This window comes from Gemmata palustris (assembly GCF_017939745.1).
Classification (GTDB): domain Bacteria; phylum Planctomycetota; class Planctomycetia; order Gemmatales; family Gemmataceae; genus Gemmata; species Gemmata palustris.
In genome coordinates this window covers 144,520-161,886 of sequence record NZ_JAGKQQ010000001.1, presented here as the reverse complement: position 1 = coordinate 161,886, position 17,367 = coordinate 144,520, and the positions used below count along the sequence as shown (strand labels likewise).

The 17,367-nt window shown below is 64.5% G+C and carries 13 protein-coding genes; 6 read left to right on the top strand and 7 right to left on the bottom strand.

The genetic code is table 11. The features are described 5' to 3' along the window. Positions 1 to 21: 21 nt before the first annotated feature. On the bottom strand, positions 22 to 1,467 hold the full coding sequence (locus J8F10_RS00750; RefSeq protein ID WP_210651648.1) for a WD40 repeat domain-containing protein: 1,446 nt from the start codon (positions 1,465 to 1,467) through the stop codon (positions 22 to 24). Positions 1,468 to 1,616: 149 nt separating this feature from the next. Here J8F10_RS00750 and J8F10_RS00745 point away from each other — a divergent pair, with 149 nt between their 5' ends. From J8F10_RS00745 to J8F10_RS00730, 4 genes are all read left to right on the top strand, one after another. Next, positions 1,617 to 2,495 carry a phosphoribosylaminoimidazolesuccinocarboxamide synthase gene (locus J8F10_RS00745; RefSeq protein WP_210651646.1) on the top strand — a complete coding sequence of 293 codons (879 nt, stop codon included), beginning with the start codon at positions 1,617 to 1,619 and terminating at the stop codon, positions 2,493 to 2,495. 262 nt (positions 2,496 to 2,757) lie between these two features. Then, entirely contained in the window at positions 2,758 to 3,258 is a 501-nt protein-coding gene (locus J8F10_RS00740) for a methylated-DNA--[protein]-cysteine S-methyltransferase (RefSeq protein ID WP_210651641.1), read from the top strand. Positions 3,259 to 3,310: 52 nt separating this feature from the next. Next, the gene (locus tag J8F10_RS00735; protein ID WP_210651639.1) at positions 3,311 to 4,198 is read left to right on the top strand and encodes a DNA-3-methyladenine glycosylase family protein; all 888 of its coding nucleotides are present in this window, start codon (positions 3,311 to 3,313) and stop codon (positions 4,196 to 4,198) included. Positions 4,199 to 4,239: 41 nt separating this feature from the next. Further along, on the top strand, positions 4,240 to 5,004 hold the full coding sequence (locus J8F10_RS00730; protein ID WP_210651637.1) for a nucleotidyltransferase domain-containing protein: 765 nt from the start codon (positions 4,240 to 4,242) through the stop codon (positions 5,002 to 5,004). Between the two features lie 147 nt (positions 5,005 to 5,151). Here J8F10_RS00730 and J8F10_RS00725 read toward each other — a convergent pair whose 3' ends face one another. Further along, positions 5,152 to 6,435 (bottom strand): Glu/Leu/Phe/Val family dehydrogenase, encoded by a 1,284-nt coding sequence (locus J8F10_RS00725; protein ID WP_210661694.1) that lies wholly within the window; start codon positions 6,433 to 6,435, stop codon positions 5,152 to 5,154. A gap of 440 nt (positions 6,436 to 6,875) precedes the next feature. Continuing rightward, positions 6,876 to 9,275 (bottom strand): hypothetical protein, encoded by a 2,400-nt coding sequence (locus J8F10_RS00720; protein ID WP_210651635.1) that lies wholly within the window; start codon positions 9,273 to 9,275, stop codon positions 6,876 to 6,878. Between the two features lie 66 nt (positions 9,276 to 9,341). Here J8F10_RS00720 and J8F10_RS00715 point away from each other — a divergent pair, with 66 nt between their 5' ends. Both J8F10_RS00715 and J8F10_RS00710 read left to right on the top strand, forming a co-directional pair. Beyond that, positions 9,342 to 10,196 carry an SDR family oxidoreductase gene (locus tag J8F10_RS00715; protein ID WP_210651633.1) on the top strand — a complete coding sequence of 285 codons (855 nt, stop codon included), beginning with the start codon at positions 9,342 to 9,344 and terminating at the stop codon, positions 10,194 to 10,196. A gap of 22 nt (positions 10,197 to 10,218) precedes the next feature. Continuing rightward, complete coding sequence (locus J8F10_RS00710; RefSeq protein ID WP_210651631.1) at positions 10,219 to 11,325, top strand: 3-keto-disaccharide hydrolase; 1,107 nt, start codon at positions 10,219 to 10,221, stop codon at positions 11,323 to 11,325. A 100-nt stretch (positions 11,326 to 11,425) separates the two neighbouring features. Here the strand turns inward: J8F10_RS00710 and J8F10_RS00705 are convergent, their stop codons facing one another. The 4 genes from J8F10_RS00705 to J8F10_RS00690 form a co-directional block, all read right to left on the bottom strand. After that, on the bottom strand, positions 11,426 to 13,180 hold the full coding sequence (locus J8F10_RS00705) for a Gfo/Idh/MocA family protein (RefSeq protein ID WP_210651622.1): 1,755 nt from the start codon (positions 13,178 to 13,180) through the stop codon (positions 11,426 to 11,428). A 138-nt stretch (positions 13,181 to 13,318) separates the two neighbouring features. After that, positions 13,319 to 14,632 (bottom strand): DoxX family protein, encoded by a 1,314-nt coding sequence (locus tag J8F10_RS00700; RefSeq protein ID WP_210651615.1) that lies wholly within the window; start codon positions 14,630 to 14,632, stop codon positions 13,319 to 13,321. A 6-nt stretch (positions 14,633 to 14,638) separates the two neighbouring features. Continuing rightward, a complete protein-coding gene (locus J8F10_RS00695) occupies positions 14,639 to 15,790 on the bottom strand; it encodes an FAD:protein FMN transferase (RefSeq protein ID WP_210651613.1) in 1,152 nt (383 codons plus the stop codon). Positions 15,791 to 15,966: 176 nt separating this feature from the next. After that, positions 15,967 to 17,337 (bottom strand): DUF4912 domain-containing protein, encoded by a 1,371-nt coding sequence (locus tag J8F10_RS00690; protein WP_210651611.1) that lies wholly within the window; start codon positions 17,335 to 17,337, stop codon positions 15,967 to 15,969. Positions 17,338 to 17,367: the final 30 nt, after the last annotated feature.

Sequence of the window (17,367 nt, the reverse complement as noted above, 5' to 3'; positions counted from 1 at the left end):
GGGCGGGGGCGCCGGGTTCGTTCACGTGCCCCGGAGCAGGTCGCGGATCGGCCACACCTTCACGCACCCGTCGCCTCCTGCACTGAAGAGGCGCGAGCCGTCGGCCGAGATCGCGAGGCCGTTGATCGGACCGAGGTGCCAGTCGAACGTCGCGTGCAACTTCAGCGTATCAGCGCGCACAACGAACAGCCGCCCGTTGTAATTGCTGCCCGCGTACACGAACTCGCCGGCCGGGTCGATCGCGAGGGACCGAGTGTAATCGGGAACGCGGTCACGGTTTGTTGTGACAGAAATGACCTGGGCGCCGGTGACCGAGTCGTAGGCCACCAACCGCCCGTTGTTCTGGGCGAACACCCGTTTCCCGTCGTGCGAGAAGGCGACAATGTTCGTCCCAATCGGCAGGCGCATGGAAACGCGCATCGAATTCACACCGGCGACGACGGGATCGGGGCCGCACGTTATGAACCGCGTACCATCGGGCGAAAGGGCGAACCGGCCATACGAATCGGGTTTCAGGTCGAGGGAACGAACGACTTCACCCGAAGGAATGCGAACGATTTCCGCAACGCTGCGGCCGCTCCAGCGGTGAAAGAGCGCGAGCCTCGAGTCGGGCAGCGCGACGATGCGCAACCCCGGCGACGCGGGCGTGCCCTCTGTGTCGATCCGCTGCGGTGGATCGGTCGTCACATCGAACACGGCCAACAGCCCGATCCGCGTGTCCGGGTACCCCATCCCCGTAACGAGCAAGCGCTGATTGTCCGAGGTGATGGCCACGTCCGTCACCCGCCCGCCACTGAATTCGATCACAGTGCGCGGGGTGCGGGCCCGCATGTCCCAATAGCAGACGATGTCGTCCCCCTCGCGCGCCGCGACGCGGTTCCCGTCCGGCGAGCACGCCAGCACGCCCAGCGCCCCGAGCGGGTCGCGCTCGCCGTACAACACGCCCGGTAAATTCGCGCGTAGTCCGGCCGCGCCCAGTTCTTCCTTGCGGTCAAAACACGGGCCGCACGTTTCACCCATCCAGCCCAGCGACTCGGGCGTACCCACTGCGCCGCACCCGCAAGCGCACACGATCTGTTCCGTGCCACCCACCGTTCGCCGACAGACGTACTCGGGGTAAGCGTGCCACAGCGGGGTGCGCGCGGCGAGTTCTTCTTTCAGGAGCAGCCGCTTCGCCTCGTCATGTTCAACACGCCGACCGCGAACGACGACGTGCTTGCGCCCGATGGCATCGGTCCACCACGCGGCGAGAACCTGAGTTGCGGGTACGCCGCCGCGCCCGCCGCGGAACATCTCCCACCCCTCGGGCTTCGCGGCAACGGCCCGCGCGAACTTCCGCCATTTCGCGGGATCGTCCGCGAGTAACCGGGCGCGGCACCGCTTGTTCGCGGCGACAGTCGCGTCCGTCAGCGCCGACACGATCAGTGGCGCGTCCGGGTCGATCAACTTCGCTTCGTGTTTGAGCATGGTCCACCTGCAAGCACACCCGCTCGTTGGCACTCGCGGTTCGCTCTGCTAATTGGCGAACCGCGAGTGCCAACGAGCGGGTAACACGGATCATACAATAACCGCCGCGTCGTGTACGAACCGGCTCCCATCCCAAACCCCTCCTATTTATGCCCGCAGAACCGTTATTTCAAAGTCAGGTACCGGGATTCACCCCGCGCCACGGGAAGGTGCGCGACGTGTACGATCTCGGCGACAAACTCGTTATCGTCGCGACCGATCGCATCAGCGCGTTCGATCACATCCTGTCCACGCCGATCCCGGGTAAGGGCGTGATTCTCACCGCGCTGACGCTCTTCTGGTTGAAGCAGCTCAACATACCGAACCATCTCATCAGCGCGGACCTCTCCCAGATGCCGAATGCGTTCCAGCGAGAGGAACTCGAAGGGCGCGCGATGCTCGTCAAGAAAACGACCGTCGTGCCGGTGGAGTGTGTCGCGCGCGGGTACCTCGCGGGTTCGGGCTGGAAGGAGTACCAGGCGCACGGCACCGTGTGCGGCATCCCGCTCCCGGCCGGGTTGGAACTCGCGAGCAAGCTCCCGGAGCCGATCTTCACGCCCGCGACGAAGGCCGAAGACGGCGAGCACGACGAGAACATCTCGTTCGAGCAGATGGTGAAAGCGGTCGGGGCCGAGACCGCGGCGGAGCTGAAAACTAAGACACTGGACGTGTACCGCCGGGCGGCAGAGTTCGCGGAGAAGCGCGGGATCATCCTCGCGGACACGAAGTTCGAGTGGGGCCGGCTCCCGAGCGGCGAGATCATCCTCATCGACGAGGTGCTGACGCCGGACAGTTCGCGCTACTGGCCGAAGGACACGTACCAGCCGGGTTCCTCGCCAGTTTCGTTCGACAAACAGTTCGTCCGCGACTGGCTCGAAACGACGGACTGGGACAAGTCCAGCCCGCCGCCCGTGCTGCCCGAAGCCGTAGTGACGCGCACCGTGGCGAAGTACCAGGAAGCACTCGCGCGCCTCACGGCGACGACTTGAACGACCGGCCAATCCAGGGAATTGCCGTGATCGAGTGACCGCCCTCCGATCACGGCTCGGTCCGTCCAAAACACTTCACACAACCGCACATACGGCACGATCGCAACATTCACCCACTTCCCGACCGAGCCACGACTCTCGGGCCGCCCCAAAGTGAGCCCGGGATCGCAGATCGCACTCGAAGCAGCATAGACCCGCGATCACTTCTGAACTAAAATTCACAATCGACACCCCAACACCTGATGACCCCACAGGATTCGCAATGAGTTACGTTTACAAAACGATGCCGTCCCCCATTGGTGAACTCAAACTCATCGGCAGCGAAAAGGGCCTGGCCGCAATTCTCTGGGAGAACGACGATCCGCTGCGTGTGCGACTCGAAGCCGGTTCGGAAGACCCGCACCACCCGGTGCTCGTCGCGACGGAACAGCAATTAAACGAATACTTCGCGGGTACGCGGAAGGTGTTTTCGGTCGCACTCGATTTCGTCGGCACCCCGTTCCAGCAGAAAGTGTGGCGCGCGCTACTGAGCATTCCCTTCGGTGAGACTCGGAGTTACGGGGAACTCGCCCGACAAATCGGGCACCCCACGTCCGCCCGTGCAGTCGGCGCGGCCAACGGGAAGAACCCGATTTCGATTATCGGCCCGTGTCACCGCGTAATCGGCTCGTCTGGCAAATTGACCGGGTACGCGGGCGGACTCGCGGCCAAAGCGCTGTTACTTCGACTGGAAGGCGTGCCAGACATCGACGCGGTGAAGTAGCACCCGCTTGTCACACACGCCACAAATCTCGTTCCTCTCACGAGAATACCGAATGGCCTTGCTCGGTGTCACACTGCACCTGGATTACGCGCCGCCGCTCGACTGGGCGTTCTTCCTGGGCTACTTCAGCGGCCGATTGACGACCGGTGTCGAAACTGTCGAGAGCGGACACTACACGCGCGCGGTGGAAATTGACGGCGATACGGGCACCATCACCGTTGCGCCACACGCGAGCCAGCATCAGTTAAGCGTTTCGGTCCGCGGGCCGGTCGCACGACACACCGACGCGATCCGCGCTCGCGTGCGCCAAATGTTCGATCTGGACGCCGACCCCGCAGCAGTTCGAGTCGCGCTCGCCACCGAGCCGCGGATGAGCGCGCTGGTTGCGGCGCGCCCCGGTATCCGGGTTCCCGGCGCCTGGTCGCACTTCGAGCTACTCGTTCGCACGATCGTCGGCCAACAGGTGAGTGTGCGCGCCGCAACTACGATCATGGGACGAATCGCCACGCGCTTCGGGCACCGAATGTCGAATTCCGATTCCGCGCCCCCGGATCTACTCTTCCCCGCGCCGGAGGTACTCGCTGACGGTGATTTGAGTTCGATCGGGATGCCGACTCAGCGAGTGCGGGCACTGCGCGCGGTCGCACGGGCGGTCGCGGATCGAGCACTTGTATTCACCGATCCCGACCAGAACGCGGTGCGAGCGACCCTCCTCGCACTGCCCGGAATCGGGCCGTGGACGGTCGAGTATTTCGCTCTGCGCGGATTGCGAGATTCCGACGCCTGGCCCGGGTCCGACCTAGTGTTGAAGCGCGCGGTTGAGTCTCCGATCACAGAAGCGTGGCGCCCGTACCGGGGCTACGCGGCCCAGCACCTCTGGCTCGACGCAACCCAACGCGCGGCACCGCGCCGAACCTCCACCCCCCAGAACGGCTCCTGACTGGTGGCCAAGAGCGGACGTCCGCGACTCGGAGAAAGCTGATGACCACTGCCCACGATCTCGACTTACCCGCACTCGCGCAATGGGGCATCGAGCGCGTGCCGACCGCGCTGTTCTGGACGGTCAGCGGGTCGCACGTCTACGGCTTCCCCTCGGCGGACAGCGACATCGACCTGCGCGGGTGCTTCCTCGCGCCGCTGCGTGCGATCGTCGGTTTGCGGCAGCCCACAGACACCGTTGAGCCGAAGGGCGAACTCGAGGGGCGCGAATTGGAAGCGGTGAGCCACGAAGTCGGGAAATACCTCCGCATGATGTGCAAGCACAACGGGTACGTGCTCGAACAGGTCTTCTCGCCGCTCGTCGCACACGGCGCAGACTTCCTCGCGCGCCTGCGCCCGCTCGCGCAGAAGTGCGTTACGAAGCACTGTCACAACCACTATCGTGGGTTCTTGCACACGCAGCGGAAGCTCTTCGAGAAGGAAACGGCGAAGCGCGCGAAGACGCTGCTGTATGCGTACCGCGTGGCGCTCACCGGCGTTCATCTGCTCGAAACGGGCGAAGTGCAAACGCACCTGCCCACCCTCAACGAGCGGTTCCGGCTGGGCTTCATCCCGGAACTGATCGCGCGCAAAGCGAACGCCGAGTTCGGTACGCTCAATGCCGTGGATGTCGCGTTCCACACGCAACAACTCGACGAATGGGAATCGCGCCTGAACGCGGCCTACGAAGCGAGCACGCTCCCCACAGAACCACCAGTCGAGGAATTGGACCGATTCCTAGTCGAACTGCGTTTACCGGGTGCGTGACCCTTTAGAAGCAGAAGAGCCACGGATAACGCAGATCACGCGGATCAGACAATGAGTGTATTTCTTAGCCCCGGAGGGCGGCAGATAGTAGCCAGGGGTGAAGCGTGAGCGCAACCCCTGGCGAGACTGACAAACCCTGAAATCTCGTTACGGGTACAGGCCGCGCTTGTTCTTTTCGCGGGCGACCTTCTGCACGCCCAAGCTCAGGGCCGCGAGGCGGTTGCCGATCTTCCGCCCCTTCGCCTCGTCGCGCACCCGCTTGAACGCGCCGAGCATCAGTTTCTTCAACTGTGCGTTGACCTCTTCCTCGTCCCACATGAACTGCGCGAGGTCCTGCACCCACTCGAAGTACGACACCGTCACGCCGCCCGCGTTGCACAGGATGTCCGGGATGACGAAGACGTCCGTGTTCGCGAGGATCGCGTCGGCTTCCGGGTCGGTCGGGCCGTTCGCGCCTTCGGCCAGCACGCGGCACTTCAGTTTCCCGGCGTTCTCCGCGGTGATGACGCGCTCCATCGCGGCCGGGACGAGCACCGTACACGGCGTGATGAGCAACTCCGCGTCCGGGATCGCTTCGGCCTCCGGGAACCCGACGATCGTCTTCCGCTCGTTCCTGGACACGTACTCGTTGAGCCGCGCGATGTTGATGCCGCGGTCGTTGCGGATCGAGCCGTAGCGGTCGCCGATCGCGACCACCTTCGTGCCGATCTTGACCAGTTCGTCGCACGTCACCGAGCCGACGTTACCGAACCCCTGGACCACCGCGGTCGCGCCCTCAGACTTGATGTTCAGTTCGTCGAACGCCTCGGAAATGCAGTACACCACGCCGCGCCCGGTGGCCTCCTTGCGGCCCACGCACCCGCCCAACTCGACCGGCTTGCCGGTCACGATCTCGGGGCAGGCGTACCCGACCTTCATCGAGTACGTGTCGTAGATCCACGCCATCGTCTGTTCGTCGGTGCCCATGTCGGGCGCCATCACGTCCACGCGCGGGCCGATGATGTTCTGGATCTCGTCCGTGAACCGGCGCGTGAGGCGCTCTTTTTCGCCGCCCCTCAGCTCGGCCGGGTCCACCGCGATGCCGCCCTTCGCGCCGCCGTAGGGCAGGTTCATGATGCCGCACTTCCAGCTCATCCACATCGCGAGCGCGGCGACTTCGCCGAGGTCGACGTTCTTCGCGTACCGCAAGCCGCCCTTGCTCGGCCCGCTCGTGAGCGAGTGCTGCACGCGGTACCCGACAAACACTTCCGTGCGCCCGTCTTCCATCCGCACCGGCACGGAGACGATCTGTGACCGCTTCGGCAGCATGAGCCGCTCGGCGACCCCGCTATCGAGCTGAATCGCCCGCGCGACGTTGCGCAACTGTTGGCACGCCATCAGGTACGTCGGCGAACTGATGAACGGATTTGAGGCCGGATTGCCCGGGGGCATAGCAGACATCGCTGCACCTCGAACGGGGAGAGGAACCGTTACTTTGGCACTACGGGATTATACACACGGGTCATTAGCCACTCGGTCGGCACCACGTTGATCGGCCGCAGGAGGTACCCCGAATTGACGCGCGGCTAACATTTGCTAACATTTTCGGCCCGAGGAGCCATTTCCAGCGCCCGAACCGAGCCCGATCCGCCCCAACTGCTGAGATTTCCAGGCCACCCGCATCAGCGCCCGTTCTCATCGCCCCGGACCACAGCCTCTAGCCCGCTAACAATCGCTAACAACACCCCCACATTCAGCCCAATATTGCTAACAGAAGGCCCGCTCCCGCCTCTCGATATTCAAGAGCAAGCTCTCCCACCCGACGGCTAAACAATAATATACGAAAGTACAATATTCTCCAAATCGCCCCACGTGTCGCGCGGGGTTCAGCCCTACTTCTCCACCACCCGAAAGTTCTTGATGAAGTAGCACATCTTCCGGTGGTCGCCCGGGAAGAACCACGGAGGCGGGGTACACCGAATGCGCACGGTGGTCCGGCCCGGAGGCAGTTCCGCGTGGAGCGTTCTGGGGGGTGCCATGTGCCGCGTGCGGTTCTGACTGTCTTCCTCGAACGGTTTTTCCACAGAGAATTCGCCGTCTACCAATCCCGGGCGCCCCGAAAACGCGAAGCCGTACTCGCCGACCACATCGACACCGATCTCGAACGTGAGGTCGATGCTCCGGGTCCGGTCGGTCGGGTTGACGAGCACGAGCGTGGAGTTGTAACTGCCCCACAAGAGAAACTCCCCGTAAAACGGCTCGTCCACCGTGAAGCCCTTGAGCCACAGTGGGACGACCAGCTCGCGCTCGGTCCGGGCCTGTCGATCGAACTCCTCCGCCCCGACCACCCGCTGGTAGGCGTCCCGGTACGGCCGCAGGTCGAGGAAGAACTGTTTGCCGTCCTTGTGAACCACTTCCGGGAGCCGGGCCGTGCTTTGTTTCACGAGGTCGCCGTAGATCGCGTGGATGCGCTCGCGCGGGTTCACCACGCTCACCGGCTCGCTCTTACCGGGTTCGACCCGGCGGGGCAGGTACCCGCGCCCGTCGATAAATACCCCGTCGAACCCCCGGACCACGATGCGCCGAAGGAACTCGTTCGGCTTCTCGAACGCCACCTCGCGCTGCCAACTGTCGGCCTCGCGCCGCTTCACAGCGCCGAAGCTCCACGTCAGTGTGTCGGTCATCAGGTACCCGCGGACGTGCTCATAGGCCTGCATCTTCTGAACGGGCGGGCTCTCGGGGAACGCGATGTAGGGTAAACAGAACACGCGCGCCCCGGGGGCCTTCTCTTCGATTTCCTGGAAGAACTGTTTGTCGGTTCGGAACCGCTCCGCGTGCTGGCCCGTGACCGTAACGACCTTCTGTTTGAACCAACTGTACGGCGTCTGGTCCAGGAACCCGATCAGGAACAGCGCGGCCAGCGCGGGGTAGCGGAGCTGCTTCCCGCGGTGGCTGGTGCGCGCGAGCAAGAACCGGTCCACCCACCACAGCACGGCGAACAGGCACAAAAACCCGATGAACACGCTGATGCGGTTGTAGGCGCGGATCTGGGCCGTCACCAGCATGTTGAAGAGCGATCCGAACCCGCCGACGGTGGCCAGGAGCACCAGGAACAACACCAGCGCCACGAGCGGTCCCTCCGGCCAGCGCCGCCGGTGCGGGAGGACGGCCATGACCAGCAGCACGACCAGTCCCGTCCCGCCGACCACGCCGAGCGCCCCAGCGCTCTCGCCGTCCACCGGGCGCTGGGGCGTGCTGTACAGCATCCGGAGCTGCGAGAGGATCGTCAGGTTGTGGTCGTTCGCCGGGAGGATCAGGTGCGCGAGTTTCAGCCCGTAAGTTTCGGCCTCTTCCGGCCACCGGTCCGTGATCGGGTTCACCCCGTAGTGGTACTGGTACACGAACGTCGGGTAGTGGTACGCGAACCCGACCAGGATCACCGGCGCGATGACCCATGCGGCCGAGAGCGCGCCGCGCCAGGTGCGGAACATTAGACTCGCATACGCCCCGGCGAACGCATACGTCGCGCACGCGAAGAACGCATAGTACGCCCCCGCCGACGCCGTGAGCGCCCCGAGCACGACCGCCCACAGCGCGCTCAGCGAAAAGAGCGTGCGCCGGCGCGTGCCGTCCGGTTGGAGCGGGAACAGCGGGAACTCGCCCCGGCAGAGCGCCAGTGCCGGCATCAGTGACAGGGGCACCACCCAGTACGCCGCGAGGAAGTAGTGGTACTGGTAGCGCTCCTGGTGGTACGGGAGGAACGCATAAAGCAATCCCCCCACCGCGGCAGCAGGGAGCGAGAGCTTCAACCAGCGCAGCACGAACATCCCGGTCAGGACCGTGAGCGGGTACGTGAGCAGGTTGTACACGTTGTACGCGACCAACAAATCGGGCGTGACGCGGCTCAGGAGCCACAGGAGCCCGAAGTGCAGGTAGTCGATGATGGGGAAGTCGTAGAGTTCCTGTACGCCCGGGGCGCCCAGCCGGTCGTTGTGCCAGTGGGTGCCGTTCTCAACAACGCCCTTCGCCAGCGGCAGATACAGGAGCGAGTCGAGATCGTAGTAAAACGGTGCGTGCAGATCCTGGCTCTCGAGCCGCAGCCCCGCGGTCACGAGGACGCTCGCCAGAATCATGCTCCCCGCGTACCACGCGAACCGCTCGCGACGAGTGGGGACCGGGGCGAGGTCCGCGGGCGCAACCGGTTCGGGGGGCGCGGCCGGCCCCCCCGACGGGGCTGAAGGCGACTCGGCCACTGCGTTCGTTGCGGGAGCAGGAACTGGCGGTTCGGACATGCGGGGTCTCGGAACTGCGCGAAGCCATGAACCGTCACCCCGAATAGTTAGGGCAACAGGCACCCAATGTCACCCCTTATCCGGCCACCCGGTACACAACTCGTCTTCGGGTGCGGCTATTTAGGTCGCCGCGTCGCGTCGCGCTGGTTGGCTGGAGGACATCCAGTCGCCGCTCTGACGCGGAGAAACGCCGATGCGCTGCGGAACGTTGGTATCGAACCCGTTACGGGCGACGTTCTCGACCCGGAGAGCCTGCGCGCCCTTCCCACGGCAAACACCGTGCTCTACGCCGTCGGCATGGACCGCAGCGCGGGGAAATCCATGCGCGACGTGTACGTGACGGGGCTGGCGCACGTTCTAACTACGCTCCCACCGTGTACCCGGTTCATCTACGCATCTAGCACGAGCGTGTACGGCCAAACTAACAGCGATTGGGTCAACGAGGGCTCCCCCACCGACCCGACCGAGGAATCGGGCAAGGTCGTACTCGAAGCCGAACAACTCCTCCGCTCGATAAAGCCCGACGCGATCGTTCTCCGACTCGCGGGACTGTACGGCCCGGACCGGCTCCTGCGCAAGCAGCCCGTCTTGAAGGGCGAGCCGCTCGTAGGTGACGCGGACAAGTGGCTGAACCTCGTTCACGTCGCGGACGCCGCTTCCGCCGTGCTCTGGGCCGAAGCCCACGCCGCCCCCGGCGAGACGTACAACGTCGCCGACGGTACCCCGGTGTCGCGCCGCGACTTCTACACGCGACTCGCGGAACTGCTCCACGCGCCAGAAGCGAAATTCGACTCGAGGCCCGAACAAGGTGCCCCGAACCGCCGCATCGACGCCGCGAAGTTCCGCGCGCTCGGCTGGGCGCCCGTATTCACGAGTTACCGCGAAGGCTTGACCGCGGCGGTCGCGGAAACGACCATGTAACCTCCCGCAACAAAGGTGCCCCATGATGTTCCGCTCGCTCGCCGTAGTTGTTGCTCTCGTCGGAGCATCGCCCGCGTTCGCCGAAGACAAAGACAAGCCGAAGCCCAACACCCTCACGCCGAAAGAGATCGCGGACGGCTGGCTCCTCCTGTTCGACGGCGAAACCACGTTCGGGTGGAAGATCGACGGTACGGCCGAAGTGAAGGACGGAGCGCTCGTGCTCGGTGGCGCGAAGCCAACGACGGCCGTGAGTACGACCATGTTCGCTTCTTACGAATTGCAAATGCAAACCAGTGGCGCCGGTGCAATTGCGCTGCATTCGATCAAAGGCGGCTCCCACAGTGCCGGGCTGAACAATCAATCGTCGGTAGTACGAATGACAGTGGTCGGGAGCGGCGCGGGCGGCTCGTTCATTGAAAACAGCACAACAGCTGACCCGAACGGCGCCAAAACGAGCATCACGGCCGCCACGAACGGTCCCGCAGAACTCCGGCTCGAAGTTCCGGCCGGCGGCTCCCTCTCCATCAAGTCGCTCAAACTCAGGCCCGAGGGCCCGAAGGCCCTCTTCACCGGGAAGAACCTCGACGGCTGGAAGGTCAACGCGGCCGACCCGAAGCGGGTGGCGTCGAAGTGGGACGTGACGAAGGACGGCGAGTTGTCGCTCAAGAACGGCCCGGGCGATCTCGTGACGGAGAAGGAGTTCGATAACTTCGTGCTGCAACTGGAGTGCAAAACGCTCGGCAAGGCGCTCAACAGCGGGGTGTTCTTCCGCTGCATCCCCGGCCAGTACCAGAACGGCTACGAGGCCCAGATTCACAACGGCTTCAAGGACAACGACCGCACCAAGCCCTCGGACTTCGGCACGGGCGCGGTCTACCGCCGGATCGCGGCGCGCAAGGTGGTGGCCAGCGACAACGAGTGGTTCACGATGACGGTCGCGGCCAACGGCAAGCACATCGCGACGTGGGTGAACGGCTACCAGACCATTGACTGGACCGACGACCGCAAGGAGAGCGACAACCCGCGCCAGGGCTACCGCGCCGCGAAGGGGCCGCTGTCCATCCAGGGCCACGACCCGACCACGGACATCCTGTTCCGCAACATCCGGATCGCTGAACTACCGAAGTAAGGCGAACGGCCGGTGTGAGCCGGCCGGTGAAACGGAGGGCATCAGGCACCTCGATCCTCACCGGCCGGCTCACACCGGCCGTTCGCCAATCGCTCGTGTCTCACGCCTTCTTCGAGGGGCCGTGCTTCGTTTCGGGCACGTCGTCCTTCGTCACGTCGAACCACGCCTCCTCGAACACGATCCGCTCCTTCTTCGCCATCGCCATGTTCGCGGTCAGCGCGAGGATGGCGTCGGCCATCGCGACCTCGCCGTGGCACCGCGGGATGATGTCCTTGTGGACGAACTCGCCCTTGTCGTTCTTCGCGTAGTCCACCTTCCCGCCCTTCTTCTCCCACATACGCACGCAGTAGGCGAAGTGCTCCATCTCGGTGCGGTACCCACGGACGGCGCTGTCCCAGCCCACGCTCGCGCCCTTCGAGATCGCGGCCCCGCCGCCCCCGCCCCACGTGCTCGTCGCTTCCATCGCGGGCTTGCCGCTACCAGCGCCGGTCACGGTCACTTTCGTCTCGCGCCCGCCGCTCGCGCCCTTGCCCGGTTCCGGTTCCTTGTACAGGTACACTTCCGCTTCCTTCGAGATAATCATGGTGCCGCGACTGCCCATGACGCACTCGCCGTAGTCCTCGAAGCTGTTCGTGTTGAACGACGAGTACGTGACGATCACGATGTCGCTCTCGTCCGTGCCGCCCTTCTTGGCCTTCGGGTGGTTCTTACCGGGGAACTCGAAGGTCACGAACACGCCGTCGTCGCTCTCGCGGTCGTTCTTGCCCGGCCCGTAGAAGAACTTCCCGCCGATGCCGCTCACCGCGATCGGGTGAACGTGCCCCAAAATGATCGAGGAGGCATCGAGTTGGTGGCTCCCGAGTTCGGCCATCAGCCCGCCGCCGGTCTTGTCGTAGAGGCGCCAGCGCACCAGCTCGGTGATGCTGTCGTAGCCCAGGTCGCGGAGCTTCTGCGGCTCTTTCAGGAACGGCTCGGCGTCCTGTTTGGGAACCGGCTTGCACCACCCGTCGCGCAGGGCGGGCAGATCGAACGGCTTGCCGTTGATGTCGTCACCCGTCGCGAACTTCTCGCGCTCGGCCGGGCTCGCGCTGAACGGCCACGAGTTGTTGCGCGGCCACTGCGCGCGGATGTGTTTGATGTCGCCCAGGATGCCGTTCTGGAGCACTTCGAGGGCGTGGGCGTAGAGCGTGCTGTAGTGCCGCTGGTGGCCGACGGAGAGGAGCAGCCCCTTCTCCTTGGCGTAGTTCGTCATGGCCTTGCACTTGCTAATGGTGCGGGCCATCAGCTTTTCGCACAGGACGTGCAGGCCGGCGTCCATGCACTTCTTCGCGATCACGTCGTGCGTGTGCAGCGGGGTCGCGATGACGACCATTTCGACGCCGAGCTTCTTCGCGTTCGCGAGTAGTTCCTCGACGCTGGTGTAGCTCGCGATCTTCTTGGCGGCGTCCTTCCCGTAGATGCCGTTCAGCCCCTTGCGCGGGCTGGGCGCCTTCTCGCCCTCGAAGATGCGCTCGAGGTTCGACGGCCGCGGGTCGCAGACCGCGACGATCTCGTTGTACTCCTTGTTGTGGTCGCCCACGAGTACGCCGCCCTCGTCGCCGCACCCGATGAGCGCGGTCTTCACCGCCTTGTTGCCCTGCCACGACTGGTAGCCGTAGTACACCGCGGCCGACACCGGCACGACCGCACCGGCCGCCAACCCCGCTTTCAGCACGTCGCGGCGGTCGGGCTTGTTCGGGTCGGTACCACCGACCATGAGCGAATCCATCTTGCCGGCCCGGGCGAGGTCGCCGGCCGTTTGCTCGAAGTTCGCTTTACCGGCAGCCTTCTGCTCGGGGGTCAGATCGAGAGCCATGATTCCACTCCGGGGAGGTAGCTGTATTGTCCGCTCGAAAGCGTGTATTTGGGAAGACGAAAAGTCGTGGAGGTTCGTCGGAACTCGCTCTGAGTTGTGCCGGCCTAAAATGGCGCGGGCACAACTCGCGAGTGGCAATCAGGCCGGGCAGCTCTTGCACTTGCAAAACGGTCGGAGGACGATGGCGTCCAGCCCGAGCCAGCGGCCGGTGGGGTAGCACGCGAGCGCGAGCAGCGCGAGCGCCTCGATCACGTTCTTGTTGATGAACAACGGGTTGCCCTCGGTGTTCGGCGGCTGCGGGTACCACGGGAACGCCGGGTGCGCCAGGTACGTCATCACCAGGAACCCCGCGGCCATCACGCACGCGAGGCGCGTGAGCAGCCCACCCATGAGGCACGCACCGACCACGACCAGGAACCACATCGTCACGCGGTCCATCCGCTGGCCGTTCGACAATTCGGGGACCGCTTTCGGGTCGGGTTTGAAGCCCAGATCCTTCTTGAGTTCATCAATAAACGCATTCGCGTCACGCGCGAGGTCCGCTTCGGCGGTGATGGCACCCATGCGGAACTCGGCGACGCGCTTGGAGTCGGTACCAGAACCGTTCCCCAGCCCGAGCGACTGCCGCTCCTCGGCCTCTTTCGCTTCTTTGCGCACCCAGGAGAGGTGATCGATCCGCTGCGGCGCGGTGAGTTGCAGGTCGCCGGTAATGAACTTTACCTGAGCCGGTCGCGCGTCCGCGCCGTACACCCACCGGGCGTAAGCGACTTTGGCGACCTTAACGAGATCGTCGCCAACAGCTTCAAACGAGTCGAGTTTCTTCTGCGCGACCTGCCGGGCCTTGTCCCCATCGGCTTTCGCCTTCGCCCGGGCGGTGTCACCTGCGGCCTTCGCTGCGGCCCGCTCCGCGTCGGTTTTAGCCGCCTTCGTCGCTTTATCCTCGACCGCGGTCGCGTCCTTGACGGCTTTTTCCTCCGCAGCATTGGCGTCGCTCAATTCGCGTTCGGCATCAGCCTTTGCGATCTGCTTCGCGTTCGCTTCCAGAGAGTCGAATTGCTTCGCGACCTCTTCCGGGCACGCCGCGGCCTGCTCATCGGGTTGCAACTTGAGGAAGTCTTCACGGGAAATCGACTTTGGCGCCTTCACCTTCTTTTCGATCTCCGCGCCGGGGTCTGAGAACTCTTTCCGCATCTTCTCCCCGAGCGGGCCGGGCGCGACCTTGAAGTACGGCTCGCTGCTGAACGGCCGGCTCGTTTCGGTTACACCTGTGTGGATCGAGTGGATCTTGTGCAGCCCCTCGAACGTGAAGTGCCACCCGATCGCGATTCGGAGCGCGAGCAGGAAGAACACTCTCAGCGACCACTTGTTCGTCGCGGTCGCGACGACGAGCGCGATCAGCGTTCCGGCGAGGCCCGCGTACAGCACGCTGAGCGGAATCGGCAGGTGACTCATGAGTAATCAGTCCGCGTGATCCGGAGGAGAGTAGACGTCCGGAGCAAGGTTGAAACTAAAGAGACTTACTCCCTCAGCCCCCATTCCTTTAGGGAAGAGGGGTGAAGAAGTCCCAGTCGCAGAGACTTTGTGACTCTGCCCCCCCTTCTCTTTAGGGAGAATGGCCGGGGCAGGTTCTTCTGTCGCCACCACCGCACCCAGTGCAGGCCGCAACCGAGTGAGTGCTTCCGCGCCCACCGCACCCAACACGAACGCGGCCGTGGACATCGCGTCGGCTTCTGCGGCGGTGGGGGCAACCACGCTCGCGCTCGCGGTCCCCGCCGCGGGCCAACCGGTACGCGGGTCGAGCAAGTGGCCCAGTTTCTGACCGTTATACTCGAAGAACTGGAAGGTGGCCGCGGAAGTCCCCAACCCGGCACTGTGGAGGCGCACCGTACCGAGTGAACCTTCCTCCTCGCCTCGCGACCTGTCGCCCGCAAAGCCGGGCTTCACGGCCGCTCCATGTGGGTGTTTCAAACGAATCGGCCAGCCCCGCGGATCGCCCGGCGGCGTGCCGATCGCGCACACGCTGCTCCCGCCCCCGTGCAACAGCGCGGATCGCACGCCCCATTTCGTGCGCAACAACTCCGCGGCGCGGTCGAGCGCGTAGCCCTTGCCCACCGCGCCGAGGTTCAGTTCCAGGCCCGCAACGCGGAACTTCACCGATCGGCTGTCGCCATTCAGCAGAACGTGCCGGAACCCGGTGCCGCGCATCGCTTCGACGAGGTCGCGTGCGGCGGGTACGCGCGGGTCGCGTTGATAAAAGCCCCACGCTCTCGTCAGCGCGCCGGTGGCGATGTCGAACGCGCCGCCGGTTTCTTTCGTCCAGATCGCGCAGCGGGAGAGCAAATCGAACAACTGCGATTCGATCTTCACGAACGCCGCCGACGCGGACGCATTCAATCGCGACACTTCGGAGTGGTCGCGGTACACGGTCATTTGGTCTTCGAGTTCGTCGATGAGATCGAGCGCGTCTTCCGCGGCGGCAACGGGATCGGGGTGCGAACCGACGGGAACTGCAACTTCAAACGTGGTCGCCATCGCGCGCCGCGACACGCGCACCAGCGAAAACTCGCTCGGCGCTTCTGGCTCGTCCGCAAAGAGATAATCGAGGAGCATGGGGAAGACAGAAAAGCGGCCGTGGATTAACGCAGATAAACACGGATCAAACCAAGAGAAGAGTTTCGCGGATCAACAAGATTTCAATCCCGTCGATCCTGTTAATCTCGTCGAAAATTCTTCTCGGATCGTGCCTTGAATCCGCGTTTATCTGCGGCCGCTCCCGATTTTGGCGGTCACACTTCGTTCATCTGGTCGTGGATCATGGGGTCGAGGTGCTTCGTGTTGCGTTCGACGGCGAGCACGATTGTGCGCTCCTCGACGCCGTCCGCGCTGGCGGCCACGGCGGGGATGATCTGCCGGCTGTCCGGCAGGTTGAACGTCATGCGGAACGTGCCGTCCGGGTTCAGCTTGATCGGATCGTTGTTGAGCGTCAGGTGCGCGGCGGGATCGGTGCGGCCGAACACGATCAGCTTCGCATCGATCTCGAAGAAGAACTTCTTCACGCTGCCCGGCGGAACGGCCCCGGTACCGAACGCGGTCTGCTTCGGCGGCCCGATCGGGCGGCCCAGGCGCTCCTCGAACAGTTCGCGGAGTTCCGGGTTGCCGGTGGACTCGAAGCCGGTGGACATCGCGAGGATGCGTTCGGCCTTCCACTTCGCGTCGTCGTCGTCCCAGCCGGCTTCGAGGCCGTCGACGGCCTCACCCGCGCCGGCCTTCGGCGGGGTGACCACGTTCGAGCGCGCGAGAACGTAAAAGTCCCCGCGGCGCGACACGTAACCGATGTCCGCCCGGTACGCACGCGGCGGTTGCGGCACGTCGATGTACCAGTTCTGGCCGGTGCCGTGCAGAATGATGTCCCGGACCGGCGTCTCGGACGTGCTGGTCGTATCGACGCTCGTGACGTCGAACAGCCGAATGATGAGCCGGGCGCCGTGCCAGTCCTGACGGAGCGCCGCTTCCGCGCGCTGCATCGAGTGATCGGAAAGTTGCCAGTAGGCGTTCAACCAGTACGGGTTGGAAACCGACAGAAGGATGCGGTCCTTCGTGACCGGATTAAACGGCTTGTTCGCGGTCGCGTCTTTCGCGGTTTCGCGGGACGGAACCAGCGACTTGGTGGCCGGTTTGACGACCGGCTTCGGCGGAATGAGTGACTTGGTGGCCGGCACCACGGGCGCGGATTTGTGCGAGCCGTTCGTGGTCGGCTTGGCCGCGCTCACCGCGGGCGCAACCGGCTTGGCTGCTGCGACCGGAGTGGGCGATTTAACCTTCCCGCCGGCGACTCCGGACTTGGATGAGGGAGAACTCTTCGCGACCACCTTGGGCTTCGATTTCGGCGCAGCGGCCTTAACGGGCACCACCGGAGCGGCTTTCACAGGTGCGGGCTTGGCCTTCTTCACCTTCGTGACTTTGGCCGCCACTTTCACGGTAGGCTTCGCCGCAATTTTGGCCGATTTCGCCGCGGGTATCGCACCCGCAGAGGATTTGGAAAGCGCCTTGAGAAGAGCGGGTTTGTCCATCCCGTCCCAGCCGCGAATGCCGCGGCCCCGGGCCATGTCGGCCAGTTCCTTCTTGGACCGATCGGTCAGCGAGCCAGCAGTCTTCATCGGCGAGCCACTCCCCGCGCAGTGTGGGCG